Raw genomic sequence first — 25,682 nt, 5'->3', positions numbered from 1 at the left:
ACCGGTGGCCCAGGCCCCCGGCTCGATGATTGGGATGAAACGGTTGTAAGGACACGACGTCTGGGACGCGCCTGCTTGCCGCAGCCCTTTAGTTTCGCCCAATTTGGCCTGCACTGCCAGCGCGTGCCGGTCAAGGGGGCGCAGATGGCCCAATCAGGGCGGGGACAGGCCGGCACTGGTGCGAAAGGGGGGACTCGAACCCCCACGCCTTGCGACACTGGAACCTAAATCCAGGGCGTCTACCAATTCCGCCACTTTCGCGTGGCCGGCACAGGGGCTCATTGTCGCAGGCGGGAGCGATGAGCGAAAGGCCTGCACAAAGCTGAATCCACCGCTCCAAAGCTGAAGCGGATCTGGCGGCCGCCGCGGACGGCGCTTTGCCGCCCGCGACGTCGACGCCTCAGTGTTGCGGTTCGGCGCGGGCCGGTGCGGCCTCGGCACTGGCGCCCGCCGCCGCATCCACCTTGCGGATCTCCACGCCGCCGTCGGCGGTGCGACGCAGGGCCACCGCTGCCGGCTCAGCCTTGCGGACATCCACCGAGCCGTCCGCGTTGCGCTGCACGTCCACCGCTTCGGGCAGGACTTCCGCCTCCGCCGGTCGCGCCGGCTGCATCTGCATGGCGTCGCCGGCCTGCTGTGCTGGAACACTCTGAGCATCAGCATCACGCTCGACGGTCTGCGCCGGATCACCGTCCGGCGTACAGGCGGTCAACGCCCCCAGCGCAAGCGGGCACAACACCATCAGGCGCAGTCGATTGATAGCGGCCATCAACATCTTCCTTCGTGCATGCGCCATCGGCGCGGAAGATCCATTGGGAGCGATACAGGACACGCCGCGGTGAGAAGCAGCGCACAGCATTGAAAACACCGATGACGCGTATGCCCCTGATTTCAGCACCGCTTCAGTAGATCCACGCCATGCGTGGATGAAGCGCAGCCCGGCCCGGCGCACAGGCAAGAAAAAAGCCACTTGGCGGACCAAGTGGCTTTCGTCTGGTGGGCTGTCAAGGATTCGAACCTTGGACCTATTGATTAAGAGTCAACTGCTCTACCAACTGAGCTAACAGCCCGAAATCGGGGCGCGAATTATGACCCGATCCGCTCGGTGGGCGCAAGCACTTTTTTCAACGCCGTTGAAAGCAGCACTGCGATCCCGCTCCCGCAGAAGACCCGCACCAGCCGGGCTTTCGCAGCATGTCCGCCGTCGAATCGAAGGGGTCACACTTATAAGAAAAAAGCCACCTGGCATGCCAGATGGCTTCTGTCTTGGTGGGCCGTCAAGGATTCGAACCTTGGACCTATTGATTAAGAGTCAACTGCTCTACCAACTGAGCTAACGGCCCGTGAAACTCAGACGCACATTGTAACGTGCCTTCTGTTTATTGCAATACCGTGTCGGCTGCGCCGATGCGGTTGAATCAGTGGGGTGGCTGAGGGGATTCGAACCCCCGACCACCGGAATCACAATCCGGTACTCTAACCAACTGAGCTACAGCCACCACTGAAACTTTTGCTCCCGCGCCGGTGCAACTGGCGCTGGTGCTTCAAACGTCTGCCTGGGGACTGTCACCGAAGTTCCGGTCCGCCGAAGCGAGTCCGATATTCTGGTGGAGACTTCAGGCTTTTGCAAGCACTTCTTCACATCCGCAGATGCGACCCCGGTGCCTCGCCGATGGCGCGCCCGACAGGAATCGAACCTGTAACCGCCGGCTTAGAAGGCCGGTGCTCTATCCAGTTGAGCTACGGGCGCCCAGACCGAACGGTGTCCAATCCGACGTGGCGTGGGATTGGTCGGGGTAGAGGGATTCGAACCCCCGACATCCTGCTCCCAAAGCAGGCGCGCTACCAGACTGCGCTATACCCCGGTCTTGCAATCCCCTCGGGCCAGGCCCGGGGAGCTGGTCATTGTGGCCAAGCGCATCGCGAACTGTCAACGCAGGATGTGCAGGCCTGACGCCTGCCACAGCGCCGGAAGCAGTCATCGGCTATGCTCGCGACCATCGGCCGGATGGCCGTCCTGACCTTCATTCGCACGGAGAACGCGCATGCGCAGCGGCAACCCGGCTCTTTCCGAGTCCACCTTCCTCGACCTCGCCAGCGGCTCGGTGGTGACCAGCCCCGACCAGGCCATGACCCTCAACGGCACCGTCAACAAGACCGGCTTCCTGCTGCTGCTGACCGTGCTGACCGCCGCCTTCGCCTGGAACCAGACCATCGATGATTACGGCCAGGTCATGGCCGGCGCCAAGCTGTATGCCATGGGCGGCGCCATCGGCGGCCTGGTGCTGGCGCTGATCACCGTGTTCAAGAAGGAGTGGTCGCCGGTCACCGCACCGATGTACGCGCTGGTGGAAGGCCTGTTCCTGGGCGCCATATCGGCGGTGTTCAACGCCAAGTTCCCGGGCATCGTGTTCCAGGCGGTGCTGCTGACTTTCGGCACCCTGTTCGCGCTGCTGTTCGCTTATCGCAGCGGCCTGATCAAGGCCACCGAGAACTTCAAGATGGGCGTGGTCGCAGCGACCGGCGGCATCGCCCTGCTCTACCTGGCCTCGTTCGTGCTGGGCTTCTTCAACATCAACGTGCCTGTGATCCACGACTCCAGCTGGCTGGGCATCGCCTTCAGCCTGTTCGTGGTAGTCGTGGCCGCGCTGAACCTGGTGCTGGACTTCGACTTCATCGAGACCGGTGTCGCCCAGCGTGCACCGAAGTACATGGAGTGGTATGGCGCATTCGGCCTGATGGTGACCCTGGTGTGGCTGTATGTGGAGTTCCTGCGCCTGCTGTCGAAGATCCAGCAGCGCTGAGTCACCCCATGCCGTAAACGACAAGCCGCGATCCGCGAGGGTCGCGGCTTTTTTGTGGGTCGCGCCTGCTCGACTGTTTCAGGCGGTAGAGTCGAGCTTGCTCGACGGATGCCGATCCAGTCGAGCAAGCTCGACTCTACGGAACAACACCCCCATGCCCGACACCTTCCACAGCTACCGCCCGGCCGACGGCCATCGCCTGCCACACGACCCATTCAACGCCATCATCGGCCCGCGCCCGATCGGCTGGATTTCCAGCTGCAATGCCAAGGGCACACTGAACCTGGCGCCCTACAGTTTCTTCAACGCCTTCAACTACACCCCTCCGATCATCGGCTTCTCCAGCCAGGGCCGCAAAGACTCGTTGCGCAACATCGAAGCCACGGGGGAATTCGTCTGGAACCTGGCCACCTTCGACCTGGCCGAGGCAATGAACGAAAGCTGCCGCGCGGTCGCGGCGGAGGTCGATGAGTTCGCCCTGGCCGGGCTGACCCCGCTGGCGTCCACGCAGGTAGCGCCGCCCCGTGTGGCACAGAGCCCGGTGAGCATGGAATGCCGCTGCACCCAGATCGTGCGCCTGCGCGATGCCGCCGGTCAGGACACCAACGGCTGGCTGGTGCTGGGTGAAGTGGTTGCAGTGCATATCGAAGCACGGCTGCTGGTCGATGGCATCTACGACACTGCGGCAGCGGCCCCCATCCTGCGCGGTGGCGGCCCCGCCGATTACTTCCGGATCGGCGCCGAACAGCGCTTCCGCATGTTCCGCCCGGCCTGAACCTCAGCCGGTAACGGGGCGCGCCAGCAGCACCGGAAGCGACGAGGCCAGCAGCGCGATGCCTGACGCGGTGAGCAGGCCCAGCACGACCTGCCGGAAGCGCGCCTCGCTGATGCCGATGTAGACCCGCGCACCCAGCAGCGTGGGCACCAGCATGGCCGGTGCCACGATGGCGAAGTACGGCAGCATCCGGCGGTCTACCAGACCACTGCCAACGTAGGTGGCCATGGTCACCGCCAGCATCGCCAGATTGAAGTTCTGGATGACCGCGCGCTGCTCGTCCTTGCCGAAGCCGCGCAGCGTGCTCCACAGCGTCGGTACCGGGCCGGCAAAGCCACCGATGCCACTGAGCACGCCACCGGCCATGCCGGCGATCGCGTCCCCGAAACGGCCTCCGACGGTGATCGGCGGCAGCGAGCGCGCCATCAGCATCACCGGGCACCACAGCGCCAGGAAGCCACCCAGCAGCGCCTTGAACCAGTTCATATCGAGCTGCGGCAGCACCATCACGCCCAGCGGAATACCAGCCAATCCACCGAGTACGAACGGCAGCAGCAGGCGCAGGTTGAAGCCGCGGCGCACGGTGAACACCGCTACCAGCTGGCCAACCAGTGCACCGAACACCGACAGCGTGGCCGCCAATCGCGGCTCCAGTCCCCATGCCCAGAACGACATCGCCACCATGCCGAAGGCGAAGCCGGACAGCCCCTGCACGAATCCGGCGACAATCGCGCCCAGCGCGACCAGCAGATACACCGACTCCATCACCACCTCGGTTGCAGCTGCGCGGCTAGCCTGCCGCGCCAACCTGTGCAGCGTAGTGCGCGGCGAGGTGCTCGACCAGCGCACGCACCTTGGGGGCGAGTGCCCTGGCATGCGGGTACAGCGCGAAGTAGTGTCGCTGCCCGGCATGCCAGGCGGGCAGCACGCGGATCAATCGACCGGCGCGCAGGTCTTCCTGCACGGTGAGCGCAGTGAACAGGCTGATGCCCATGCCGGCCAACGCGGCGGCGTACAACGCGGGCGTAGCGTCCACGCGCAGCCGTTGGCCCGCTTCGATGCTCGCGGTGGCACCGCGCGGCCCCTGCAGCTGCCAGGGCAGCATTGACGGCGTGGGGCTGAAGCCGAGCAGCGTGTGCTGCGCGAGATCCGAAGCCTGGCGGGGTAGACCGTGCCGCGCCAGATAGGCCGGTGCAGCGACCAGGATGCGCGGGCAGCTGGCCAGTTCGCGCGCGACCAGCTGGCTGTCCGGCAACGAAGCCGCGATGCGCAGCGCCAGGTCGAAACCACCGCCCACCACATCGACCAGCTGGTCGTCGGCAGAAAGATCCAGCGTCACCTGCGGGTAGCGCTGCAGGAACGACGGCAGCCAATGCGGCAACTCCTGGCTGGCCACGACCTGCGGCACGCTGATGCGTACCGTGCCGCTGGGCTGTGCCTGCCCGGCACGCGCACGATCGTCGGCTTCCTGCAGGCGATCCAGCAGCGCTGCCGCCTCGCGGTAGTAATCGCGACCGGCCTCGGTCAGTGACAGCCGGCGACTGTTGCGATCGAGCAGTCGAACCTGCAGGTGCTCTTCCAACTGCCGCAGTTGCCGCGACATCGCCGAATGGGTGGTTCCCAGGCGTTCAGCGGCAGCAGTGAAACTGCCCGCGTCGACGATGGCGCGCAGCGCACGCAGGGCGGCGAAGTGATCCATCGGCGGGCAGCTCCAGGTGGCGGGGCCCGCGGCATGCGGGCCCCGCCAGCTTATCAAGCGGCTTCGCAACAGCGGCGTGCGGCTTACTTGCCGGCTACCACCGGCAAGGCCAGGATCGCATCGGTGCTCAGGACATCACCGAAGGTGTCTTCGATCTGCGCCAGCGAGGCCTCATGCAGCGCGCGATGATCGATGCGCTGGCCACCGGCCAGGTCCAGATCGCGACTGGCAGTTGCATCGGATGCCACGATCACCCGGTAACCACGCGGTGCGGCTGCGGCATCGCGGGCGGCACCGGCCACGCAGGCATGGGTCTGCAGGCCAGTGACGATCAAGGTGTCGATGCCCGCATCCTTCAGTACCTTGTCGAGCACGGCGGCCGAGTTGCCAGCGAACACGCTGACGTTGTCCTTCTGCACCACGGTCTCACCCTTGCGCGGCTGCAGGTCGCGATGGAAGGCGGCATTGACGCTGCCCTGCGCGAACAGCGGCGCGCCGGCCGGCAACACATGCTGCACATGGATGACGCGGATGCCGTGGGCATCGGCGAACTCGACCACCCGCTTCGCCTGCCGCAGCGCGGCCACGCCATCGGGGATGACCATGCGGCCACCGGCAAAGCCCGGAGCAGCGTTGCCGTCGAAGTACTCGTTCTGGAAGTCGATCACCAGCACGGCGGTCTTCGCCGCATCCAGCGAAGCCGCAACAGGCGCGCCAGCCATGTGGCGGATGGTGGGATGGGCAGGTTCGGCAGCGGTGACGGGGGTAGCGGCGGCCATGCCGATCAGGCTGGCCAGACCAAAGGCGGTGAGGTTCATGTTCAAGCTCCTGTGCGGTGGAAAGCGGGCACATGATGCAGAGCGAATGGCGCACGAACCAGCCATGTAAAAGCACATCATCTGTGCGAATCTTGCACAGACTGGCATTGTAGAGTCGAGCCATGCTCGACTGCTTTTGCCTTTCGTCTGGGGCCCCTGAAAGAGCAGTCGAGCATGGCTCGACGCTACACAGGCGTCCAAACGCAGCGGGGCGCCCGAAGGCGCCCCGCTGTGGATCCAACCGAGGTCTGGCGGCCGCTTACAGGCGGGTAGCGATGGCCTTGGCGAAGCTCATGGTGGTGCCGCTGCCGCCCAGGTCGCCGGTCAGCGAATCCTTGGCTTCCATGGTGGCCACGATGGCCTTGCGCAGGCGCTCGGCGTTTTCCGGCTGGCCGACATGGTCCAGCATCTGTGCCGCTGCCAGCAGCAGCGCGCACGGATTGGCCTTGCCCTGGCCGGCGATGTCCGGCGCGGTGCCGTGCACGGCCTCGAAGATCGCCGCGTCCTTGCCGATGTTGGCACCCGGGGCCAGGCCCAGGCCGCCCACCAGACCGGCGCACAGGTCGGAGATGATGTCGCCGAACAAGTTGGTGGTGACGATCACGTCGAACTGTTCCGGACGCATCACCAGCTGCATGCAGCAGTTGTCGACGATCATTTCCTGGAACTCGATGTCCGGGTACTGTGCGGCCACTTCACGGGCGACATTCAGGAACAGGCCCGAGGTCGACTTGATGATGTTGGCCTTGTGCACCGCGGTGACCTTCTTGCGGCCGACACTGCGGGCCAGCTCGAAGGCGTAGCGCACGATGCGCTCGGAGCCCTTGCGGGTGATGCGGGTGCCGGAGAAGGCGGTCTCGCCGTCGGCCGACACTTCCTGGCCTTCGGCCAGGTAGGCGCCTTCGGTGTTCTCGCGAACGGTGATCAGGTCGACGTTGTCGAAACGCGACTTGGTGTTCGGGAAGGTGTGGGCCGGACGCACATTGGCGTACAGGTCGAAGTGGCGACGCAGGCTGACGTTGATCGAGGTGAAGCCACCACCGACCGGGGTGGTCAGCGGGCTCTTCAGCGCGACCTTGTTGCGCGCGATCGATTCCAGGGTCACCGCCGGCATCAGGTCGCCGTGCTTTTCCAGGGCCACCAGGCCGGCGTCGGCGTCTTCGTACTCCAGGCCAGTCTTGAGCTGGTCGAGCACGAACAGGGTAGCGTCCATGATTTCCGGGCCAATGCCGTCGCCGCGGATGACCGTAATTTTCTGCGTCATTGATCGATGTTCCGAACAGGGGGAAAAACGCCGTCCGGACGTGCCCGGAAACGCCGGCGCAAAGGAAGTTTCACCCGCAATTATGCCTTAGCCGGGCCCGGCTACCCAAGTAGACCATGGTCCTGACCCCGGCAAAGGCATAATTGCCCGCGCATTCCTCCTCTACCCCCGCCTGTCGGCGCGCCCCTTCAACAAGAAGGGGCTCCTGGGCTGTTGGATCGCGGGGAGGGCGCCTCGCACGTCCGGTGGTGCCGGCCGCTGGCCGGCAACCTCGACCATGTCGGGTTAACGGGATGCCGGCCAGCGGCCGGCACTACCGGGAGGGCCACAGGGCCCGGTTCCCGGAGCCCGCCAGGTTCAGTGCGCGTGCGCTTCGGGGGCGGCGGCGCCGCCTTCGAGCTGGTCGAGGAAGTCGACCGCGCGGCGCAGGTGCGGGATGACGATGGAACCGCCGACCACCAGCCCGACCGAGAAGGTCTCGAAGAACTCTTCGCGGGTCACCCCGGCGTCCTTGCACTGGGCCACGTGGTAGCTGATGCAGTCGTCGCAGCGCAGAACCATCGAGGCCACCAGTCCCAGCAGCTCCTTGGTCTTCACGTCCAGCGCGCCGGCCTGGTAGGTCTGCGTGTCCAGCGCGAAGAAGCGCCGCACCACCTGGTTCGGCTCGCCCAGGATGCGCTCGTTCATGCGCTTGCGGAAATCGGTGAACTCGGCGATGCGGTCCTTGCTGCCGTCGTCGGCCGCGCTCATGCCTGGCCCTGCCCGGCCAGCAGTGGCTCGAGCTTGCCTTCACGGTGCAGGGCCATCATGTCGTCGTAGCCGCCCACGTGGACGTCGCCGACGAAGATCTGCGGCACGCTGGTACGGCGGGTCCTGGCCATCATCTTCTCGCGCTCGACCGGGTCCAGGTCGATGCGGACCTCGGTCCATTGCTGGCCCTTGCTCTTCAGGAAGTTCTTGGCGGCCACGCAGTACGGGCAGACGGCGGTGGAATAGATGGTGATGGCGGGGGCACCGCCGGCGGTCTGGGCTGTCACGGGAAACTCCACGATGGATCGACGGTCTACATATGGTACCGGTGCGCTGGAATTTCCACGCCACGGCCGCAACACTGTGGATTAACGAATGGTTGCCCCCCGCCCTGCCACGCTTGGCACGCCCTGCCCGAGGACCCTCTGCTTGCGAGCCCTGCTGCTGACTACCGCCGTCACCCTGGCCCTGGCCATGCCGTTGGCCCAGGCCCAGGAGAAGCTGCCCGACATCGGCTCCTCGGCCGGCGAGCTGCTGACCCCGGCCCGCCAGGCCGAGTACGGCGCGATGATGCTGCGCGAGCTGCGCAACTACGGCTACCTGCTGGATGACCCGCTGGTCAACGACTGGCTGCAGACCATGGGTACCCGGCTCGGCTCCAACAGTGACCAGCCACGCCAGCCCTACACCTTCTTCGTGATGAAGGACCGGCAGATCAATGCCTTCGCCACCTTGGGCGGCTACATCGGGGTCAATGCCGGCCTGGTGCTGACCGCCGAACGCGAGGACGAAGTGGCCGCCGTGCTGTCGCACGAAATCGCCCACGTCACCCAGCAGCACGTGCTGCGCGGGGTCGAGCGCGCCCAGCGCGACCAGATTCCGATCCTGCTCGGCATGCTGGCAGCCGTGGTGGCCGCCCAGGCCAGCAACAGCACCTCCTCGGGCAACGCAACCATGGCCGCGATCAGCTCGGGCATGGGCCTGATGCAGCAACGCCAGATCAACTACACCCGCTCCAACGAGTCCGAGGCCGACCGCCTCGGCATCCGCACGCTGGCGCGCAGCGGCTACGACGTGGATGCGATGGCCGGCTTCTTCGAGCGGATGTCGGCGGCGATGCGCGGCAACGAGGGCGGCTACAGCGTCCCCGAGTTCCTGCGCACGCACCCGGTCAACATCACCCGCATCAGCGAAGCCAAGGCCCGCGCCGACCAGATGAAGAAGGACACGGTGCTACTGACCACCAGCACCCCCAGCGGTGAGCGCAAGGAACGGGTGGACCCGGCAGACCCCAGCCTGGCCGAACCGCTGCTGCGTGGAAACAACCCGTTGCTGCCCAGCAGCGTGCTGCGTATTCCGATGGGCCAGCTCAGCCGTGGCGCCAGCGGCGACTTCGATTGGGCACGCGAGCGCCTGCGCGTGCTCAGCGCGGATTCCACCGCCGAGCTGGAGCGCGAGTATGCGGACATGGCCAAGCGCCAGAAGGACGGTCTCAACGACGCCCAGCGCTATGGCCAGGCCCTGGCCATGATGCGGAGCGGTCGCAACGGCGCCACGCAGGCCCGGCAGACGCTGGCGGGCCTGCTGCAGACCCGCCGGGACAACCTGTGGCTGGCACTGGCCCTGGGGGAGGCCGAACTGCGTGCCGGGCAGGCCGCCCAGGCCAACAGCCGCTTCGAGCAGCTGCTGCGTGAGCACCCCAGCAGCCGCCCGGTGGCGCTGACGTATGCCGAAATCCTGAACGAACAGGGCAACCGCGAGGCCGGCCAGCGCGCGCAGGCCATGCTGCGCCCCCTGCTGTCGCAAAGTGGTAACGATCCGGTCTTCCAGCAGCGTTATGCCCGCGCCAGCGAACTGGCTGGTGACAGCGTGCGGGCCAGCGAGGCCTATGCCGAGGCGGCGTTCCTCAGCGGCCGCCCGGAACAGTCGCTGATGCAGCTGCAGGCGCTCAAGCGCAATCCGGCGCTGGACTATGTGGGCCGGGCCCGGGTGGACGCTCGCATCGAGGCGATCACCCCCACCGTGCTGGAACTACGCCGGCAGGGCGTGCAGGACCCGGACCTGGACCGCCGCTGAGCGCTGCATGACCGGCCGATGGCAATCCGCGCGGGTTCCGGCCGGTTTGTCACAAACATGTCATCAAACCGTAGTCTACTGGCACCACTCCAGTAACCGAGCCCTACGGTGTCCTCGTGCAGAAACGCATCCTGATCGTCGACGACGAGCCCGCGATCCGTGAAATGGTCGCCTTCGCCCTTCGCAAGGGCGATTACGAACCGGTCCACGCCGGCGACGCCCGCGAGGCCCAGACCGCGATCGCCGACCGCGTTCCGGACCTGATCCTGCTGGACTGGATGCTGCCCGGCACCAGCGGCCTGGACCTTGCCCGCCGTTGGCGCAAGGAAACCCTGACCCGCGAAGTGCCGATCATCATGCTGACCGCACGCGGCGAAGAGAACGACCGCGTCGGTGGCCTCGAAGCCGGCGTTGACGACTACGTGGTCAAGCCGTTCTCGGCGCGCGAACTGCTGGCCCGCATCCGCGCGGTCATGCGCCGTGCCCGCGAGGACGACGAGGACGGCAGCGTTGCGGTTGGCCCGATCCGCATCGACGGCGCCGCCCACCGCGTGTTCGCCAACGACCAGCCGGTGCCGATCGGCCCGACCGAATACCGCCTGCTGCACTTCTTCATGACCCACCCGGAGCGCGTCTACACCCGCGCCCAGCTGCTGGACCATGTGTGGGGCGGCAGCGTGTACGTGGAAGAACGCACCATCGACGTGCACATCCGCCGCCTGCGCAAGACGCTGGAACCGTTCAACGCCGAGAACATGGTGCAGACCGTGCGCGGCGCCGGCTACCGCTTCTCCACCTCCACCTGAGTCTCGTCGTGCCGGCACCGCGCACCCGCGGGTGCCGGCGCCGGCAACTCTGCTATAACCCTCGGTTCACCCCAGTGAACCGCCGCACCTCAACGACGAGATCGCAATGCCCCGCCACATCCGCTCTGCCTGGTTGAAGACCCTGGCCACTGTCGCCGCGGTACTGCTGTTCTCCGGACTGGTGGGGTGGTTCACGGGTCATCTGTGGTTGTGCATCGCACTGGGCGCACTGGCGACCCTCACCTGGCATTACTGGCGGCTGCGCAGCGTGCTGCGCCGGCTGACCGCGCGCCAGCGCTGGGATACCGCCGAAGAAGGCACCGGCGTCTGGAACGAGTTGGACCGCCTGCTGTACCGCAACCAGGTGGAGATGCGCGTGCGCAAGCGCCGCCTGCTGGACATGCTGCGCAGTTATCGCGCCGCGGCCGCCGCACTTCCCGATGCGGTGGTGGTGCTGGATCGCAACAGCCAGCGCGTGCAGTGGTTCAACGAGGCAGCCACCGCCCTGCTCGGCCTGCATCACCCCGGCGATCTCGGCGAGGCACTGGTCGAGCGCCTGCAGCCGATGCCGCTGGCGCACTGGCTGGCCGGCGGCCGCAACGCCGAACCGATCCTGGACGTGCCCTCGCCGGTCGACCCTGCAATCCGCCTCAACCTGCGCCTGATTCCCTATTCGTCGGACTACTGGCTGCTGATCGCCCGCGACGTCAGCAAGCTGCTGCGCCTGGAACAGGTGCGCCGCGATTTCGTGGCCAACGTTTCACATGAGCTGCGCACGCCACTCACCGTGGTCCACGGCTACCTGGACATGATGGACCCGGAAGACTTCCCGGGAACCGGACCGATGCTGGAAGAGATGCGCAAGCAGAGCCAGCGCATGGCCCAGCTGGTGGAAGACCTGCTGACCCTGTCACGGCTGGAATCGCAGGAGCACAGCGAGGAAGAGACCGTGGCGATGCAGCCGATGCTGGCGACGCTGCGCCGCGAGGCCGAAGCGCACAGCCAGGGCCGCCACCAGATCAGCATCGACGACCTCGCCGGCGTCGACCTGCAGGGCTCGACCAAGGAACTGCACAGTGCGTTCTCCAACCTGGTCACCAATGCGGTGCGCTACACCCCGGCCGAGGGCCGCATCGCGGTCGAGTTCCGTCGCGAAGGCGATGGCGCGGTGCTGGCGGTACGCGACTCCGGCTATGGCATCCCGGCCAACCATCTGCCGCGCCTGACCGAACGTTTCTACCGTGTCTCCAGCAGCCGTTCGCGCGAGAGCGGTGGTACCGGCCTGGGCCTGTCCATCGTCAAGCACATCCTCGGCCTGCATCACGCACGGCTGGAGATTGAAAGCGAAGTCGGCAAGGGCTCGGTGTTCTCCTGCCATTTCGATGCCGACCACGTGCGCCCGCGCGAGTCCGCCCCCCTGACCTCCATCGAAGAATGACGCCATGAGCAGCCTCGGATCCCTCCCCCTCCCCGTGAGCCCGGACAACGATCCGTTGCGCGACCCGGCGCTGTACATCAACCGCGAGCTGTCGCAGCTGGATTTCAACTTCCGCGTGCTGGCCCAAGCGATGGACCCGCAGGTGCCGCTGCTGGAGCGCCTGCGCTTCATGTGCATCTCCTGCACCAACCTCGACGAGTTCTTCGAGATCCGTGCCGCTGCCGTGCGCCACGCGCAGGAATTCGGCCTGCCACCGGCGCCGGATGGAATGAGCCCGCAGGCCATCCTCAACGCCATCCACGACCGCGCCGCGGAACTGGTCGACCAGCAATACCGCTGCTGGAACGAGACACTGCGCCCGGCATTGATGGACGCCGGCATCGGCGTGCTCGGCCGCCACTCCTGGACGCACCGCCAGAAACGCTGGCTGCGTGCCTACTTCCGCAACGAGATCATGCCGGTGCTGTCACCACTGGGCCTGGATCCGGTGCACCCGTTCCCGAAGATCCTCAACAAGTCGCTGAACATCGTGGTGGTGCTGAAGGGTACCGATGCGTTCGGCCGCACCGGCCACCTGGCCATCGTGCGTGCGCCGCGCTCGCTGCCGCGCATCATCCAGCTGCCGGAGAAGCTCGGCGGGCCGCAGAACTTCGTGTTCCTGTCCTCGGTGCTGTCCACCTTCGTCGACGAGCTGTTCCCGGGCCTGGAAGTCCAGGGCGCCTACCAGTTCCGCGTCACCCGCAACTCCGAACTGGTGGTGGACGAGGAGGAAGTAGAGAACCTGGCACTGGCCCTGCGCGACGAGCTGGTCGACCGTGGCTACCGGCCGGCGGTGCGGCTGGAGATCGCCCACGACATGCCGCGCGAGATCGTGCGTACCCTGCTGCAGAATTTCGGCCTGACCGAGAACGCGGTGTACCGCATCGACGGCCCGGTCAACCTCAACCGCATCATCCAGCTGTACGACCTGATCGCGCAGCCCGACCTGAAGTACCCGCCGATGACCCCGCGCACCTTGCGCGACAGCGACGGCATCTTCGAGACCACGGCCCGTCAGGACCTGCTGCTGCATCACCCGTTCGATGCCTTCACCGCCGTGCTGGACCTGATCCGGCAGGCGGCAGTCGACCCCAACGTGTTGGCGATCAAGCAGACCCTGTACCGCACCGGCAAGGACTCGCTGATCGTCGACGCACTGATCCAGGCCGCACGCAACGGCAAGGACGTGACCGTGGTGGTCGAGCTGCGCGCCCGTTTCGACGAAGAGGCCAACCTCGGCCTGGCCGATCGCCTGCAGGAAGCCGGCGTGCAGGTGGTGTATGGCGTGGTCGGCTACAAGACCCACGCCAAGATGCTGCTGATCGTGCGCCGCGAGGGCCGCAAGCTGCGCCGCTACGTGCACCTGGGTACCGGCAACTATCACAGCGGTACCGCCCGCGCGTACACCGACATCAGCCTGATCACCGCCGATCCGGACATCGGCAACGACGTGCACCTGCTGTTCCAGCAGCTGTCCGGGCTGGCCTCGAAGATGAAGCTCAAGCGCCTGCTGCAATCACCCTTCACCCTGCACACCGGAATCCTCGGCCGCATCGAGCGCGAAACGCGCATCGCCGCCGCTGGCCGCCCGGCGCGGATCATCGCCAAGATGAACGCCCTGAACGAACCGCAGGTGGTGCGCGCGCTGTACGCCGCCTCGCAGGCCGGCGTGCAGATCGACCTGATCATCCGCGGTGCCTGCACCCTGCGTCCCGGCGTGCCGGGCGTGTCGGACAACATCCGCGTGCGCTCGATCGTCGGCCGCTTCCTTGAGCACAGCCGTGTGTACTGGTTCGGCAACGACGGCGCACCGGAGCTGTACTGCGCCAGCGCCGACTGGCTGGAACGCAACCTGCTGCGCCGGGTCGAAACCTGCTTCCCGATCCTCGACCCGGGACTGGCCAAGCGGGTTTACCGCGAGGTCCTGCAGAACTACCTCGATGACAATCTCAACGCCTGGGACCTGGACGCCGACGGCATCTACCACAAGCGTGCCCCGGCCCACGACGAGGCACCGCATTCTGCGCAGATGGCACTGATGCAGGGTCTCTGACACGGTGTGTCGACCAAGGGCGACACCTACCAAGAGCGGTAGGCACCGATTTTGGTCGGGATTGGATCAGTGCCGACCAACGGTCGGCACCCACCATCAGATCGCGGAATTCTGTCGAAGGCGGGGTGGGTCCGGTTGAGGGGGCGTGAGCCGCATGGATGCGGCGACCAAGCCCCCATGGACGGGTTTACAGCGTCCCCCTCAACCGGACCTACCCCGCCATCCCACGGATAGCCAGCTCTTGACGTTGACGTTGCCTCTGCAGGTGCAGGGCGCAGCCCTGCCGCACTCCCCTCTTCCAAAATGTGAAGGTCGCGCGGTGACGAGCACACCGCCCCTTCGGCTAACATTCGTCCATGCCGCATACCACCACGACTCCGCCCGCATTGCAGGATGGCGACCTGCTGGCCGCCATCGACCTTGGCTCCAATAGTTTCCACATGGTCATCGCGCGCTACACGCTCGGCCAGCTGCGGGTGATCGACCGCCTGCGCGAAACGGTGCGCATGGCCGATGGCCTGGATGGCAAGGGTGGACTTTCCGCCGCCGCGCGACAGCGCGCGCTGGAGTGCCTGGCCCGTTTCGGCCAACGCATCCGCAATGTGCCGCCGCACCAGGTACGCGCGCTGGCCACCAATACCGTGCGTCAGCTGCGCTCGCCGCAATCGTTCCTGGTTCCGGCCGAGACCGCGCTCGGGCATGCGATCGAAGTGGTCAGCGGCCGCGAAGAGGCGCGCCTGATCTATCTGGGCGTGGCCCACGCGCAGCCACCCAAGCCCGGCCAGCGCCGGCTGGTGATCGACATCGGCGGCGGCTCCACCGAATTCATCATCGGCATGGGCATGCAGACCCTGGAGCGCGAAAGCCTGCAGGCCGGCTGCATCGCCAGCACCCGTCGTTTCTTCCCGGGTGGCAAGCTGAGCAAGAAACGCTGGAAAGATGCACTGGCCGAGATCGGCCGCGAGTTCCAGCCCTTCGCCAGCAAGTACCGGGCGCTGGGCTGGCAGGAAGCACTGGGTTCATCGGGAACGCACAAGGCGATCAGCGAAATCTGCGCGACCATGAAGCTGAGCAAGGGCGCGATCACCGCCGAAGCCCTGCCGCAGCTGCGCGACGAACTGCTGAAAGCCAAGAAGATCGACGACATCGAACTGCCGGGCCTGTCCAGCGACCGCCGCCCGATCATCGCCGGCGGCATCCTGGTGCTGGAGGCCGCCTTCCAGGCACTGGGCCTGCAGAAGCTGCTGGTCAGCAAGGCGGCGATGCGCGAAGGCATCCTCTACGACATCGTCGGCCGCGCCGGCGAAAACGACCTGCGTGACGAATCGGTCACTGCGCTGACCCAGCGTTATGGCATCGACACCGTGCAGGCCGACCGCGTGCAGGACACCGCGCTGTCGCTGCTGGAGCAGGTGCAGGAACGCTGGAAGCTCGACGCCGACGACGCACGCATGCTCGGCTGGGCCGCGCGCCTGCACGAGCTGGGGCTGATGATCGCCCACAGCGGCTACCACGTGCATGGCAGCTACGTGCTGGAGAACTCGGATATCGCCGGCTTCTCGCGGCAGGAACAGCAGATGCTGGCCGCGCTGGTGCGCAGCCACCGCCGCAGCGTGACCAAGACCGCCTTCGATGCCCTGCCCGAACGCCTGCTGCAGACCGCGCGCAGGCTGGCCGCGCTGCTGCGCCTGGCGGTGCTGCTCAACCGCGCCCACGAGGACGACCCGATGCCGGGGCTGGAGCTGACCGCGGACGACAACCGGCTGTCGCTGATCGTGCCGCAGGCGTTCATCGATGCCCGCCCGCTGCTGCGGGCCGACCTGATCGGCGAAACCGACGGCATCGCCGGCCTGGGCATCCAGTTCCGTCCGTTCGTGGCCTGACCCCCCACACCCCAGGACAGGCGCGTCATTACGCGCCGCGTTCTGCGCGTTTTTCGCGCAATTCCTGCTGCATCGCAGCAGTTGAAAGCGACCTGCACGCCCACGTCAACAACTTAAGCATCTGCTTTTGTTCATTTTTCGTGAAATGACGTGATGAGAAACGACAAATTTCGACACGTTCTCTTTACAGGACATTAACCAACGAGACTACTATCGGTCGTCGGTCTGATTAACGACCGGCTTCATCGACGCCCGGAGTGGCGTCTCGTGTACGACCTGAGAGAGAGATCGTTAATGACTTCACGTACCACCGCGCTGGGCCAGGCCATCCGTTACGCCCTGGCGACCACCGCAACGCTGGCTGCCCTGCCCGCCTTCGCCCAGAGCAGCAACGCTGCACCGACCACCCTGGATCGCATCGAGATCACCGGTTCGCGCATCCGCCAGGTCGACGTCGAAACCGCCCAGCCGGTGCTGGCCCTGTCCCGCCTGGACATCGAACGCCAGGGCTTCAGCTCGGTATCGGACATCCTGCAGAACGTCACCGCAATGGGCAGCCCGACCATCAGCCGCGCCAACGTGCTGTCGGCTGGTGAAGACGCCGGTGGTACCTACGTCAACATGCGCAACCTCGGCACCCAGCGCACGCTGGTGCTGGTCAACGGCAAGCGCTTGGGCATCAGCACCTCCGGCTTCCAGGACGTGTCGACCCTGCCGGTGTCGGCAGTGGAGCGCATTGAAGTCCTGAAGGACGGCGCCTCGGCCATCTACGGCTCCGACGCGATGGCCGGCGTGATCAACATCATCACCCGCACCAACGTCACTGGCATCACCGCCAACGTCTACCATGGCCAGTACGGCGAAGGCGACGGCGCACGTGATCGCTTCGACGTGGTTGCCGGCTGGTCCAACGACCGCTTCTCGGCCACCTTCGCCGCCGAACACTCCGAAGAAAAGGGCGTGTGGGCGCGTGACCGTGGCTTCAGCCGCTACAGCAACACCGACCGCCACCCGACCGACGGCTGGACCACCAACAGCCAGTGGGGCCAGTTCTTTGGCGTGAAGGGTGGCCCGGGCTGCACCAATGCGAAGGAAGGCTGCAACTACGCACTCAACCGCGGCAGCGACCCGACCAACCCGGCCAACTACCACTTCACCGATCCGACCGCGTTCACCGGTGACGTCAGCAACACCAATGATCAGATGCACCTGAGCTATCCGATCAAGCGTGATTCGCTGTACTTCTCGGGCCAGGCCAACATCACCGACAACGTGCGCTTCAAGGCCGAACTGGGCTACAACAAGCGCAGCTCGACCCGCGTCACCGCCGGCTATCCGTTCGATGTCGACGTCGCCAAGATCAACCCGATGTCGATCGACAGCTACTTCAACCCGTTCGGCAACCAGCATGGCTATGCCACGCCGACCGAAGTGAAGTGGAACCGTCGCCTGTGGGAGCTGCCGCGCACCAGCACCAGCGAACTGAAGACCTACCGCGCGGTGGCCGCGTTCGACGGCTCGTTCGAGATCGGTGAGCGCTACTTCGACTGGGAAGTGGGCTACCAGTACAACAAGAACGAGCTGCGCCAGCACACCACCGGCAACCTGCACAAGGGCCGCGTACAGGCCGCCACCGGTCCGTCGTACTACAACGCCAGCACCGGCAAGGTCGAATGCGGCAAGCCGGGTGCGCCGATCGCCGGCTGCCTGCCGTGGAATCCGCTGGTTCCGTACGGCGTGGACAGCCCGTATGGCATGACCAACAACCAGGCCCTGCAGGACTGGCTGTTCCCGGCCGAGAACGCGACTGGCCGCACCACCTCCAAGAACGCCTTCGCCACCATCAGCGGCAGCCTGTTCACCCTGCCTGCCGGTGACCTGGGCTTTGCCTTCGGCGTGGAAAACCGCGAAGAAACCGGCAAGTTCGTGCCGGACGCGCTGGCCCAGACCGGTGCCACCACCAACCTGGCCGCTGGCCCGACCGGTGGCTCGTACAAGGTGAAGGAAGCCTACCTGGAGTTGAATGTTCCGGTGCTGGCCGACCTGCCGGGCGCACGTGAGCTGAGCCTCAACGCCGCGACCCGCTTCTCGGACTACAACACCTTCGGCAACACCCTCAACAGCAAGTTCGGCTTCAAATGGAAGCCGATCGACCAGCTGCTGGTGCGCGGTACCTGGGCGCAGGGCTTCCGTGCCCCGACCATCTCCGACCTGTACGGCGGTGGTTCGGAAACCTTCGCCAACTTCTCGGATCCGTGTGACAGCAAGTACGGTTCGGCCAAGAGCAGCGCCGAAGTGCGTGCCCGCTGCGCGAGGGACATCGCCGATGTCGCCAACTTCCGCCAGCTGGACAGCAGCAACAAGCCGACGGAAGGCTCGGTCGCCGCTACGCCGACCCCGTTCATCGGTGGTTCGAACCCGAACCTGAAGCCGGAAACCTCGACCAGCCGCACCCTGGGCGTGGTCTGGAGCCCGACCTTCGTCAGCAACCTCAATGTCTCGCTGGACTGGTGGAAGATCCGCATCGACGACACCATCGTCGATGACAGCCCGAACCAGATCCTGATCGACTGCTACGAGCAGGGCCTGGCCGATCGTTGCGCGCGCTTCACCCGCAATCCGTCCAACGGCATCGTCACCGGCCTGAAGTTCGGCGGCCGCAATGCCGGCTTCGCCGAGGTCGAAGGCTACGACATGGACCTGTCGTACCGCCTGGAAACCGACTACGGCAAGCTGAGCACCTCGTGGTCGACCACTTACGTGGCCAAGGACATCTCGCGCTCGTCGAACGACAGCACGATCGTGCCTACCGTCAGCAACGGCATCGTGACCAACACGGGCATCGGCTTCCGCGTACGTTCCAACCTGACCGTGGGCTGGGATCTGGAGAACTTCGGCGTGAGCTGGACCGCGCGCTACTACTCCAGCGTCAAGGAACAGTGCGTCAACCCGACCAAGTACGCCGACGAGTGCTCGGATCCGGGCGTGATCGCGCCGTGGTACAAGGGCGCACGCAACTACAACGAGCGTGGCGCGGTGACCTTCCATGACGTGCAGTTCCGCTACAACCTGCCGTGGGACGCCACCGTCTCCGTCGGCGCCAACAACGTGTTCGACAAGCAGGGCCCGGTCATGTACACCAAGCCGCGCTCGGTGTTCTCGTACTACGGCGGCTACGACATCGGTCGTTTCATCTACATGAAGTACACCCAGCGCTTCTGATCCATCCGCGCTGTTGACGCTCCACGACCACGGCCCTTCGGGGCCGTGGTTTTTTTCGGCCCGCGCAGTCTGACGTTATCTGCATCGCCATTGACGTTTCCAAACCCGAGGACAGATGCATGTTCCTCTGCCTCGGTCATCGCAGACTCCTCGGCAATCGACTGATTCCATGTCGATTTGTGCAGAAGCGACATAACCACCCGGCGCATTTTCATCGGTTTCCCATACCTCTCCCGACAGACCTTCACTAGGTTCGAACGTCCACCGCCTGCGGTGGTATTGGCGCCGTCCGGCTTGGCAGCGCACCGAAGACTTCGAAGAGAGAGAGACCCATGATCATCCGTATTCCCGAACTGGGGTTGGCGATCCGCCGCGTGCTGGCGATGACCGCAACCACCGCATTGGCCGCTCCTGCACTCGCCCAGCAGGCCCCGGAAGCCACCACGCTGGACCGCATCGAGATCACCGGCTCACGCATCCGCCAGGTCGACCTGGAAACCGCGCAACCGGTGCTGACCATCAGCCGTGCCGACATCGAGCGACAGGGCTTCAACTCGGTTGCCGACATCCTGCAGAACCTGACCGCGACCGGCAGCCCTGCCCTCAGCCGTGCCAGCCCGCTCAGCGCGGGCGAGGCCTCTGGTGGCAGCTACGTGGACATGCGCGGCCTCGGCCCGCAGCGCACCCTGGTGCTGGTCAATGGCAAGCGCCTGGGCATGACCACCTCTGGCTACCAGGACATCTCCAGCATTCCTGCCGCTGCCGTGGAGCGCATAGAAGTCCTCAAGGATGGCGCCTCGGCCATCTACGGTTCCGATGCGATGGCCGGCGTGGTCAACATCATCACCCGCCGCAACGTCGAGGGCGTGACCGCCAGCGTCTACCACGGCCAGTACAGCGAGGGCGACGGCGCCCGCACCCAGTACGACGTGGTGGCCGGCTGGTCGAACGAACGCGCTTCGATCAGCATCGCCGCCGAGCATGTCGAAGAAAAGGGCGTGTGGGCGAAGGACCGTGGCTTCAGCGCCTACACCTACACCGACGGTCATCCGGCCGATGGCTGGACGACGGTCGGCCAGTGGGGCCGCATCACCGGTTTCAAGGGCCCAGGCTGCAGCAACAGCCGCGGCTGCAGCTATTCGCTCGACCGTGGCAGCCAGCCGGGAGGCCCGGACAGTTTCCACCTCAGCGACAATACGCCATTCACCGGTGATGTCAGCAACAGCAACGAGCAGATGCATCTGCAGACGCCGATCAAGCGCGACTCGATCTTCGTCGACGCACGCATGGATCTCAATGAGCAGGTCCGCTTCAACACCCAGCTGGCCTACAACCGGCGCACCACCACCCGCCAGATCGCGGGCTATCCGTTCCAGTCCGCTGTCGCCGGCATCACGCCGATGTCCGCCGACAGCTGGTTCAACCCGTTCGGCAGCCACCATGGCCATGAAAGCCCCAGCGACGTGCACTGGAACCGCCGCACCTGGGAGATCCCACGCGTCAGCGTCAGCGAACTGACCACCTGGCAGGGTGTTGCTGCATTCGAAGGCAGCTTCGCGTTCGGCGGTCGTGACTTCGATTGGGAAGCAGGCTACCAGTACAACCGCAGCGAACTGATCCAGCGCGCTACCGGCAACCTGCACAAGCAGCGCGTTGCCGATGCCACCGGCCCCTCGTTCTACAACCCGGCAACCGGCAAGGTCGAATGCGGTACGCCGGAGGCGCCAATCGCCGGCTGCAAGCCCTGGAACCCGCTGGTTCCGTATGGCCAGGATGATCCCTATGGCCTGACCGGCAATCCGGAACTGCAGGACTGGCTGTTCCCGGAAGAACTCACCCGTGGCCGTACCACCACCCGCAACCTGTTCGCCAGCCTCAGCGGCAGCCTCGCCACGTTGCCGGCCGGTGAGCTGGGCTTCGCCGTCGGTGCCGAGAGCCGTCGCGAAGATGGACGTTTCATCCCCGATGCACTGGCACAGACCGGCGCCACCACCAACCTGGCCGCAGGTCCTACCGGCGGCGGCTATCGTGTCGACGAGGCGTACCTGGAGCTGAGCGTGCCGGTGCTGCGTGACCTGGCCGGTGCACGTGAGCTGAGCCTGAGCGCTGCGACCCGCTACTCGGACTACACCACCTTCGGCGGTACCCTCAACAGCAAGTTCGGCTTCACCTGGAAGCCGATCGACCAGTTGCTGGTCCGCGGCACCTGGGCCCAGGGCTTCCGCGCACCGACCATTTCCAACCTGTACGGCGGTGGTTCGGAGACCTTCACCACCGGCTTCCGTGACCCTTGCGACACCGTCTACGGCGCTGCGGCCAGCAGTCCGGAAGTGCGTGCACGCTGCGCCGCCGACATTGCCAATGCGGACAGCTACCGCCAGCTCGGCCAGGGCAATGAACCGATCACCGGCAGCAGCGGGCAGACCCCCCTGCCCTTCACCAACGGCTCCAATCCCGACCTGCAGCCGGAAACCTCAACCAGCCGCACATTGGGCCTGGTCTGGAGCCCCTCGTTCGCCCAAGGGCTGAACATCGCGCTGGATTGGTGGAAGATCCGCATCGACAACACCATCGTCGCCGACCACCCCAACGACATCCTTCGTGACTGCTACGAGTTGGGCATTGCCGAGCGCTGCGGCAGTTTCACCCGCGATCCGGAACTGGGCATCGTCAACAAGCTCAACTATGGCAGCCGCAACAGCGGCTTCCGCCAGGCCGAAGGCTATGACCTGGAAGTCGGCCACAAGATCGAAACGTCCTGGGGCACGCTGAGCGCGGACTGGAAGACCACCTATGTGGTTGCTGCGGAAGAACGGACTACCAACGAGGCGGATGTACCGCCGATTCCCAGCAATGGCATCGCCACCAACGATGGAATCGGCTTCCGTGTTCGCTCCAACGCATCATTGGGCTGGGAGCGTGGCGACTTCGGCCTCACATGGAGCCTGCGCTATTTCTCCGCAGTGAAGGAACGCTGCCTGGGCCTGGCGGACTATCCGAACGAATGCTCGCACACGGACCAGCGCGCACCGTGGTTCAGTGGTACGCGTGACTACAACCGTCGCGGATCGGTCACTTTCCACGACGTGCAGGCACGCTACAACCTGCCGTGGGATGCCACGGTTTCGGTCGGCGCCAACAACGTGTTCGGCCGCCAGGGTCCGGTCATGTACAGCCAGCCGAGTGCCAATTTCTCCTACTACGGCGGCTTTGACATCGGCCGTTTCATCTACATGAAATACCAGCAGCGCTTCTGATCCACTGCACAGCATGAGCGTTTACGCCACGGCCCTTCGGGGCCGTGGTTTCATGCTCCCAGGGCTACGTCATCTGGCGGTCGCAAAGCGGTCATATCGGCTACATCGCCAGGCCCGAGCATGCCGGAAACCCGGAGGCCCGCCATGCGCTATGCCATCGTCACCGAGACCTATCCGCCGGAAGTGAACGGCGTTGCCCTCACCGTGCAGGGCCTGGAACAGGGACTGCGCGCATCGGGGCATGACATCGACCTGATCCGGCCACGCCAGGCCAGCGAAGCGCTGGATTCGGCACCCGGCACCCTGCTGGTCCCGGGCGCTGCACTACCGCGCTACCCCGGCCTGCGCTTCGGCCTGCCAGCACCGATCCGGCTTGGCCGCCACTGGCAGCAGCAGCGCCCGGATGCGGTCTACGTCGCCACCGAGGGCCCGCTGGGCTGGTCGGCACTGCGCACCGCGCGCCGCCTCGGCATCCCGGTCGCCAGCGGCTTCCACACCCGCTTCGACGAGTACCTGCCCGACTACGGCGTGGCCTGGCTGCAGGCAGCGGCAATGCGCTGGATGCGCCGCTTCCACAACCAGGCCGATGCGACCCTGGTGCCGACCCGCGAGCTGCAGCAGTTCCTGGGCGAGCAGGGATTCGAACGCGTGCGCCTGCTGGCGCGCGCAGTCGACAGCCAGCAGTTCGATCCGAGCCGTCGTGACCCTGCGCTGCGCGAGGAATGGGGCGTGGACGGCAATGGCCTGGTAGCGATCTACGTCGGGCGGATCGCCGCGGAAAAGAACCTCGGGCTGGCCGTGAAGGCGTTCCGCCGGCTGCAGCAGATCCGGCCGAAGGCGCGTTTCGTGTGGGTCGGTGACGGCCCGGCCCGCGAAAAACTGGCGCATGAAAACCCCGACTTCATCTTCTGCGGCATCCAGCGCGGCGATGCCCTGGCACAACACTTCGCCAGCGGCGATCTGTTCCTGTTCCCCAGCCGCAGCGAGACTTTTGGCAACGTGACCCTGGAAAGCATGGCCAGCGGCCTGGCAACCGTGGCCTTCGACTACGGCGCCGCGCGCGAGTACCTGCGCAACGGCGAGAACGGCGCAGCGGTGGACAACGACGAGCAGTTCATTGAAGCGGCGGTGCAACTGGCCGCTGATGATGCGCGGCGCCACGCACTGGGCAGCAACGCCGCGCAGGCGATGAAACGCCTGCATCCGCAGCAGGTGGTGGCCGAGTTCGATGCCCTGCTGGCCGAGCTGGCCCAGTCACGGAGGAGCGGCCATGCGCACCACGCCGCTTGAGCTGCTGGCCGGCCGCGAAGCACGGCTGTGCCGGCGGGCCAACCACTACTGCCGGCGCCGCCGCGTGCGCCGCCTGTTCTCGGTCATCAGCCGGCTCGGCGATGGCGTGTTCTGGTATGTCCTGATGGGCGCGCTGGTGGTGTTGGACGGCTTCGACGGCCTGCGCGCCTCGGTGCACATGGCCGCCACCGGCCTGGCCGCGCTGCTGCTGTACAAGAGCCTGAAGCGCTGGACCCGGCGCCCGCGCCCGTATGCCGCCGACCTGCGCATCCGCGCCTGGGTGGCACCGCTGGACGAATTCAGCTTCCCCTCCGGGCACACCCTGCACGCGGTGTCCTTCACCATCGTCGCACTGGCCTACTACCCGTGGCTGGCGCCGCTGTTGGTGCCGTTCACCGTCGGTGTGGCGCTGTCGCGGGTGGTGCTGGGCCTGCACTACCCCAGCGACGTCCTCGCTGCCACCGGCATCGCCGCGTTGCTGGCCGCGGCCAGCCTGGCCTGGTTGCCACTGCCGGTGTGAGGTGCTTTCCGCCGGGCATGGCCCGGCGCTACCGGTCAGCATACGATTCCCGGGCAACGCCGGGCCAGGCCCAGCGAGCGCAGCGGTCCCTTGGTAGCGCCGGGCCGCGCCCGGCGAGCGCAGCGGCATCCCCGGCGGGCGGATGCCCTAGAATGCAGGCATGACCACGCTGTTCATTTCCGACCTGCACCTGGACCCCAGCCGTCCGGAGATCACCGACCTGTTCCTGCGCTTCCTGCGCGAGCAGGCGCCCACCGCCGATGCGCTGTACATCCTCGGCGACCTGTTCGAAGCCTGGATCGGCGACGACACCCCCTCGCCCGCCGCCGATGCGGTGGCCGATGCGTTGAAGGTGCTGACCGACAGCGGCGTGCCTGCATACTTCATCCGAGGCAACCGCGATTTCCTGCTCGGCGAGGACTACGCACGCCGCGCCGGCCTGCGCATCCTGCCCGACCCGTGCGTGATCGAGCTGTACGGCCGCCCGGTGCTGCTGCAGCACGGCGACCTGCTGTGCACCGATGACATTCCCTACCAGCAGTTCCGCGCACAGACACGCGATCCCGCGTTCCAGGCGCAGTTCCTGTCGCAGCCGCTGGCCGCGCGCATCGCGTTCGCACAGAAGGCCCGCGAAACCAGCCAGGCCCGCCAGTCGGAAATGAAGCAGGGTGATCGTGCGACGTTCGAGAACGTGACCGACGTGGCCCCGGCCGAAGTCGATGCCACCTTCGTGCGCCACGGCGTGGACACCATGATCCACGGCCACACCCATCGCCCGGCCATCCATGCACTGCAGGCCGGTGGCCGTGCCTGCACCCGTATCGTGCTGGGCGACTGGTACGAACAGGGTTCGGTGCTGCGCGTGGACGCCAATGGCTGGACCCTGGATACGCTCAGCCGCGAATGATGGATCGCAGGGTGCCAACCAAGGTTGGCATCTACCAGAGCAGGTGCACGCGCCCTGGTAGACGCCGACCCTGGTCGGCGC

The 25,682-nt window shown here is 66.0% G+C and carries 19 protein-coding genes and 6 tRNA genes; 12 read left to right on the top strand and 13 right to left on the bottom strand.

All coding sequences use genetic code 11. The features are described from left to right. Window positions 1–176: 176 nt before the first annotated feature. From SMAL_RS04280 to SMAL_RS04250, 7 genes are all read right to left on the bottom strand, one after another. Window positions 177–261: transfer RNA gene (locus SMAL_RS04280), tRNA-Leu, on the bottom strand. A 139-nt stretch (window positions 262–400) separates the two neighbouring features. Further along, complete coding sequence (locus SMAL_RS04275; protein ID WP_012510192.1) at window positions 401–769, bottom strand: hypothetical protein; 369 nt, start codon at window positions 767–769, stop codon at window positions 401–403. A 225-nt stretch (window positions 770–994) separates the two neighbouring features. After that, window positions 995–1,070: transfer RNA gene (locus SMAL_RS04270), tRNA-Lys, on the bottom strand. Window positions 1,071–1,267: 197 nt separating this feature from the next. Continuing rightward, window positions 1,268–1,343, bottom strand: a tRNA-Lys gene (locus SMAL_RS04265). A gap of 79 nt (window positions 1,344–1,422) precedes the next feature. After that, window positions 1,423–1,499 (bottom strand) — tRNA-His (locus tag SMAL_RS04260). A gap of 174 nt (window positions 1,500–1,673) precedes the next feature. After that, window positions 1,674–1,750: transfer RNA gene (locus tag SMAL_RS04255), tRNA-Arg, on the bottom strand. Window positions 1,751–1,788: 38 nt separating this feature from the next. Further along, window positions 1,789–1,865, bottom strand: a tRNA-Pro gene (locus SMAL_RS04250). A 180-nt stretch (window positions 1,866–2,045) separates the two neighbouring features. On the opposite strand from SMAL_RS04250, the gene SMAL_RS04245 reads away from it, so the two are divergent. Then, a complete protein-coding gene (locus tag SMAL_RS04245) occupies window positions 2,046–2,804 on the top strand; it encodes a Bax inhibitor-1/YccA family protein (RefSeq protein WP_012510191.1) in 759 nt (252 codons plus the stop codon). A gap of 154 nt (window positions 2,805–2,958) precedes the next feature. Continuing rightward, the gene (locus tag SMAL_RS04240) at window positions 2,959–3,579 is read left to right on the top strand and encodes a flavin reductase family protein (protein WP_012510190.1); all 621 of its coding nucleotides are present in this window, start codon (window positions 2,959–2,961) and stop codon (window positions 3,577–3,579) included. Window positions 3,580–3,582: 3 nt separating this feature from the next. Here SMAL_RS04240 and SMAL_RS04235 read toward each other — a convergent pair whose 3' ends face one another. From SMAL_RS04235 to grxC, 6 genes are all read right to left on the bottom strand, one after another. Further along, window positions 3,583–4,344 (bottom strand): sulfite exporter TauE/SafE family protein, encoded by a 762-nt coding sequence (locus SMAL_RS04235; RefSeq protein ID WP_012510189.1) that lies wholly within the window; start codon window positions 4,342–4,344, stop codon window positions 3,583–3,585. A gap of 25 nt (window positions 4,345–4,369) precedes the next feature. Then, entirely contained in the window at window positions 4,370–5,278 is a 909-nt protein-coding gene (locus SMAL_RS04230) for a LysR family transcriptional regulator (protein WP_004146204.1), read from the bottom strand. An 83-nt stretch (window positions 5,279–5,361) separates the two neighbouring features. After that, the gene (locus SMAL_RS04225; protein ID WP_012510188.1) at window positions 5,362–6,096 is read right to left on the bottom strand and encodes a cysteine hydrolase family protein; all 735 of its coding nucleotides are present in this window, start codon (window positions 6,094–6,096) and stop codon (window positions 5,362–5,364) included. A 259-nt stretch (window positions 6,097–6,355) separates the two neighbouring features. Further along, window positions 6,356–7,360 carry an isocitrate dehydrogenase gene (locus SMAL_RS04220; RefSeq protein WP_012510187.1) on the bottom strand — a complete coding sequence of 335 codons (1,005 nt, stop codon included), beginning with the start codon at window positions 7,358–7,360 and terminating at the stop codon, window positions 6,356–6,358. Between the two features lie 357 nt (window positions 7,361–7,717). Beyond that, the gene (locus SMAL_RS04215) at window positions 7,718–8,110 is read right to left on the bottom strand and encodes a carboxymuconolactone decarboxylase family protein (RefSeq protein WP_004146041.1); all 393 of its coding nucleotides are present in this window, start codon (window positions 8,108–8,110) and stop codon (window positions 7,718–7,720) included. Continuing rightward, the gene (gene grxC, locus SMAL_RS04210) at window positions 8,107–8,397 is read right to left on the bottom strand and encodes a glutaredoxin 3 (RefSeq protein WP_004146039.1); all 291 of its coding nucleotides are present in this window, start codon (window positions 8,395–8,397) and stop codon (window positions 8,107–8,109) included. The genes SMAL_RS04215 and grxC overlap by 4 nt, the downstream gene beginning before the upstream one ends. A gap of 142 nt (window positions 8,398–8,539) precedes the next feature. On the opposite strand from grxC, the gene SMAL_RS04205 reads away from it, so the two are divergent. From SMAL_RS04205 to lpxH, 10 genes are all read left to right on the top strand, one after another. Beyond that, a complete protein-coding gene (locus SMAL_RS04205; protein WP_041864474.1) occupies window positions 8,540–10,186 on the top strand; it encodes a M48 family metalloprotease in 1,647 nt (548 codons plus the stop codon). A gap of 116 nt (window positions 10,187–10,302) precedes the next feature. Continuing rightward, window positions 10,303–10,992, top strand: coding sequence for a phosphate regulon transcriptional regulator PhoB (gene phoB, locus SMAL_RS04200; RefSeq protein ID WP_004146035.1), 690 nt, complete (start codon window positions 10,303–10,305; stop codon window positions 10,990–10,992). A gap of 106 nt (window positions 10,993–11,098) precedes the next feature. Then, a complete protein-coding gene (gene phoR / locus SMAL_RS04195; protein WP_004146019.1) occupies window positions 11,099–12,430 on the top strand; it encodes a phosphate regulon sensor histidine kinase PhoR in 1,332 nt (443 codons plus the stop codon). Window positions 12,431–12,434: 4 nt separating this feature from the next. Continuing rightward, on the top strand, window positions 12,435–14,522 hold the full coding sequence (ppk1, locus tag SMAL_RS04190) for a polyphosphate kinase 1 (RefSeq protein ID WP_012510185.1): 2,088 nt from the start codon (window positions 12,435–12,437) through the stop codon (window positions 14,520–14,522). Between the two features lie 356 nt (window positions 14,523–14,878). Then, a complete protein-coding gene (ppx, locus tag SMAL_RS04185) occupies window positions 14,879–16,405 on the top strand; it encodes an exopolyphosphatase (protein ID WP_004146015.1) in 1,527 nt (508 codons plus the stop codon). 294 nt (window positions 16,406–16,699) lie between these two features. Continuing rightward, window positions 16,700–19,627, top strand: a complete 2,928-nt coding sequence (locus SMAL_RS04180) for a TonB-dependent receptor domain-containing protein (protein ID WP_012510184.1) — start codon at window positions 16,700–16,702, stop codon at window positions 19,625–19,627. A 332-nt stretch (window positions 19,628–19,959) separates the two neighbouring features. Then, a complete protein-coding gene (locus tag SMAL_RS04175; protein ID WP_012510183.1) occupies window positions 19,960–22,884 on the top strand; it encodes a TonB-dependent receptor domain-containing protein in 2,925 nt (974 codons plus the stop codon). Window positions 22,885–23,028: 144 nt separating this feature from the next. Continuing rightward, on the top strand, window positions 23,029–24,174 hold the full coding sequence (locus tag SMAL_RS04170) for a glycosyltransferase family 4 protein (RefSeq protein WP_012510182.1): 1,146 nt from the start codon (window positions 23,029–23,031) through the stop codon (window positions 24,172–24,174). Then, entirely contained in the window at window positions 24,155–24,694 is a 540-nt protein-coding gene (locus tag SMAL_RS04165) for a phosphatase PAP2 family protein (RefSeq protein WP_004145998.1), read from the top strand. The genes SMAL_RS04170 and SMAL_RS04165 overlap by 20 nt, the downstream gene beginning before the upstream one ends. A gap of 160 nt (window positions 24,695–24,854) precedes the next feature. Beyond that, window positions 24,855–25,601, top strand: coding sequence for a UDP-2,3-diacylglucosamine diphosphatase (gene lpxH / locus SMAL_RS04160; RefSeq protein ID WP_012510181.1), 747 nt, complete (start codon window positions 24,855–24,857; stop codon window positions 25,599–25,601). The last annotated feature ends 81 nt before the right edge of the window (window positions 25,602–25,682 follow it).

It is taken from the genome of Stenotrophomonas maltophilia R551-3, from assembly GCF_000020665.1.
Lineage (GTDB): Bacteria > Pseudomonadota > Gammaproteobacteria > Xanthomonadales > Xanthomonadaceae > Stenotrophomonas > Stenotrophomonas maltophilia_L.
Note: the sequence above shows the minus strand (reverse complement) of the source record. Positions and strands in the feature narration are given on the sequence as shown.

Excerpts from the sequence above, each read along its gene's own strand:
- SMAL_RS04275 (WP_012510192.1), bottom strand. The coding sequence starts at position 769 with ATGGCCGCTATCAATCGACTGCGCCTGATGGTGTTGTGCCCGCTTGCG.
- SMAL_RS04245 (WP_012510191.1), top strand. The coding sequence starts at position 2,046 with ATGCGCAGCGGCAACCCGGCTCTTTCCGAGTCCACCTTCCTCGACCTC.
- SMAL_RS04240 (WP_012510190.1), top strand. The coding sequence starts at position 2,959 with ATGCCCGACACCTTCCACAGCTACCGCCCGGCCGACGGCCATCGCCTG.
- SMAL_RS04235 (WP_012510189.1), bottom strand. The coding sequence starts at position 4,344 with ATGGAGTCGGTGTATCTGCTGGTCGCGCTGGGCGCGATTGTCGCCGGA.
- SMAL_RS04230 (WP_004146204.1), bottom strand. The coding sequence starts at position 5,278 with ATGGATCACTTCGCCGCCCTGCGTGCGCTGCGCGCCATCGTCGACGCG.
- SMAL_RS04225 (WP_012510188.1), bottom strand. The coding sequence starts at position 6,096 with ATGAACCTCACCGCCTTTGGTCTGGCCAGCCTGATCGGCATGGCCGCC.
- SMAL_RS04220 (WP_012510187.1), bottom strand. The coding sequence starts at position 7,360 with ATGACGCAGAAAATTACGGTCATCCGCGGCGACGGCATTGGCCCGGAA.
- SMAL_RS04215 (WP_004146041.1), bottom strand. The coding sequence starts at position 8,110 with ATGAGCGCGGCCGACGACGGCAGCAAGGACCGCATCGCCGAGTTCACC.
- phoR (WP_004146019.1), top strand. The coding sequence starts at position 11,099 with ATGCCCCGCCACATCCGCTCTGCCTGGTTGAAGACCCTGGCCACTGTC.
- ppk1 (WP_012510185.1), top strand. The coding sequence starts at position 12,435 with ATGAGCAGCCTCGGATCCCTCCCCCTCCCCGTGAGCCCGGACAACGAT.
- ppx (WP_004146015.1), top strand. The coding sequence starts at position 14,879 with ATGCCGCATACCACCACGACTCCGCCCGCATTGCAGGATGGCGACCTG.
- SMAL_RS04180 (WP_012510184.1), top strand. The coding sequence starts at position 16,700 with ATGACTTCACGTACCACCGCGCTGGGCCAGGCCATCCGTTACGCCCTG.
- SMAL_RS04175 (WP_012510183.1), top strand. The coding sequence starts at position 19,960 with ATGATCATCCGTATTCCCGAACTGGGGTTGGCGATCCGCCGCGTGCTG.
- SMAL_RS04170 (WP_012510182.1), top strand. The coding sequence starts at position 23,029 with ATGCGCTATGCCATCGTCACCGAGACCTATCCGCCGGAAGTGAACGGC.
- SMAL_RS04165 (WP_004145998.1), top strand. The coding sequence starts at position 24,155 with ATGCGCACCACGCCGCTTGAGCTGCTGGCCGGCCGCGAAGCACGGCTG.
- lpxH (WP_012510181.1), top strand. The coding sequence starts at position 24,855 with ATGACCACGCTGTTCATTTCCGACCTGCACCTGGACCCCAGCCGTCCG.